Annotated in this window: 3 protein-coding genes; all 3 read right to left on the bottom strand. The window is 63.6% G+C overall.

Translation table 11 applies throughout. The features are described 5' to 3' along the window. Window positions 1-54: 54 nt before the first annotated feature. The 3 genes from queA to EOD15_RS33205 are packed head-to-tail and all read right to left on the bottom strand — an operon-like array spanning window position 55 to window position 2,069. On the bottom strand, window positions 55-1,095 hold the full coding sequence (gene queA / locus EOD15_RS33215) for a tRNA preQ1(34) S-adenosylmethionine ribosyltransferase-isomerase QueA (RefSeq protein WP_127409237.1): 1,041 nt from the start codon (window positions 1,093-1,095) through the stop codon (window positions 55-57). Continuing rightward, on the bottom strand, window positions 1,095-1,544 hold the full coding sequence (locus EOD15_RS33210) for a DMT family transporter (protein WP_013531824.1): 450 nt from the start codon (window positions 1,542-1,544) through the stop codon (window positions 1,095-1,097). Before EOD15_RS33210 ends, queA begins: the two co-directional genes overlap by 1 nt. 12 nt (window positions 1,545-1,556) lie before the next feature. Continuing rightward, window positions 1,557-2,069, bottom strand: a complete 513-nt coding sequence (locus tag EOD15_RS33205; protein ID WP_127269467.1) for a peptidylprolyl isomerase — start codon at window positions 2,067-2,069, stop codon at window positions 1,557-1,559. Window positions 2,070-2,140 lie beyond the last annotated feature (71 nt).

Below are 2,140 nucleotides of genomic sequence, written 5' to 3'. Positions count from 1 at the left end.
GTCGAGCGACTGGCGGTCGCTCGTCTCCGCTCGGAAAAGCAGGCTTGCGTCGCCCTAGGAATAGAATCTGTAACGGTTCTCGATGGCATGGGCATAGGCCGGGCGCATCGTGTCGAGGCCGCTGAAGGCCGAAACCAGCATGAACAGAGTCGAGCGCGGCAGATGGAAATTGGTCATCAGCACGTCGGCCGTGCGAAAACGGTAGCCGGGCGTGATGAAGATATCGGTCGGACCGGACCACGCAGCCAGAGTACCGTCCTCACGCGCGGCACTCTCCAGCAGACGCAGCGAGGTCGTACCGACAGCAACGATGCGCCCACCCCTCGCCTTGGCCGCATTCAGCGCGTCGGCTGTTTCCGCGCTTACCGAGCCTATCTCGGCATGCATCTTGTGGTCGGCGGTGTCGTCCGCCTTCACCGGCAGGAACGTGCCGGCGCCGACATGCAAGGTGACGAAGCGGCGTTCGATGCCCTTGGCGTCAAGCGCTGCAAAAAGCTCCGGCGTGAAATGCAGGCCCGCGGTCGGTGCCGCGACGGCGCCTTCCTCGCTTGCATAGATGGTCTGGTAATCGGCCCGGTCGCGTTCGTCGTCGTCGCGCTTCGAGGCGATGTAGGGCGGCAGCGGAATATGGCCGACCGTGTGCAGCGCCTCGTCGAGGAAGGGCCCCGACAGGTCGAAGCCGAGCAGTGCTTCGCCGCCCTCGCCTTTCTCGATCACCGTGGCGTCGAGCTGACCGAGGAAACAGGAATTGCCGTCATGGCCGAAATGGATGCGGTCGCCGGCGGCTATGCGCTTGCCCGGCCGCATGAAGGCCAGCCAGCGGTCCGGCGCCATGCGCATATGCAGCGTGGCTTCGACCTGCGCCGTCGCTTCGCCCCGCCGCCTTATGCCTTTGAGCTGCGCTGGAATGACCTTGGTGTCGTTGAACACCAGCACGTCGCCGGCCCTGAGCAAGGACGGCAGGTCGCCAACCGTCCAGTCCTCGAGACCTTCGCCTGATTTGACCAGAAGCATCTTGGCGCTGTCACGCGGCTGCGCCGGGCGGAGCGCGATGCGCTCCTCCGGCAAGTCGAAGTCAAAGAGATCGACGCGCATCAGTAGAGCCGGACGAGCAGCGCTCCGGCCAAGAGCAGCACCGCGCCGGCAACGCGGCCGAGCGAGATTTCACGCACCGCGACGCCAAGGAAGCCGACGCGGTCGATGAGCATGCCGGCCAGCAACTGGCCGGCGACCAGAAACGCCATCAGCGCGGCAGCACCTATGCGTGGCGTGAGAATCGTCGACAGCGTGACATAGAAACCGCCCAGCATGCCGCCGGCCACGAACAGCCAGGGCGCCGGCGCCTTCCAGTCGAGCGAGATGCCTTGCAGCTTCACCACCGTGACGGAGATGATACCGAGCACGATCGCGCCCGACAGGAACGAAAACGCAGCCGCCGCGACCGGGAGGCCCAAGCCGCGTGCCAGCTGCGAATTGATCGGCGCCTGAATGGCAATGAAGGCGCCGGACAGGATGCCGAGAAGCGACCAGACGACGCCCATCATTGTCGTTTGCCCTTACTTGACGTCGGCCGCGACCTTCAGCGACACGATCTTGTCGGGATCCTGCACCGGCTCGCCGCGCTTGATCTTGTCGACATTGTCCATGCCTTCGATGACCTGGCCCCAGACCGTGTACTGGCGGTTGAGGAAGGCGGCATCGTCGAAGCAGATGAAGAACTGCGAATTGGCCGAGTTCGGGTTCTGCGAGCGGGCCATCGAGCAGGTGCCGCGAGCATGGTTGGCGTTGGAGAATTCAGCCTTCAAATCCGGCTTTTCAGAGCCGCCCATGCCCGCGCGGGACGGCGCGAAGGAAGGCTTGCTCGAATTGCCGAACTTGACGTCGCCGGTCTGCGCCATGAAACCCTCGATGACGCGGTGGAAGACCACGCCGTCATAGGCGCCTTCCCTGGCCAGTTCCTTGATGCGGGCGACATGGCCGGGCGCCAGGTCGGGGAAAAGTTCGATGACGACCTTGCCCTTGGTCGTTTCCATGATGAGCGCGTTCTCGCGATCCTTGATTTCGGCCATGTCAGATATCCTTTTGAGAAAACAGAGTTATTCGACAATTTACTTGTCGGCGGCGATGCGCACCTTAATCA

The sequence above is a fragment of the Mesorhizobium sp. M7A.T.Ca.US.000.02.2.1 genome (assembly GCF_003996995.1).
Lineage (GTDB): Bacteria > Pseudomonadota > Alphaproteobacteria > Rhizobiales > Rhizobiaceae > Mesorhizobium.
The sequence above is the reverse complement of the archived record's forward strand: the minus strand, read 5'-3'. Positions and strand labels throughout refer to the sequence as shown.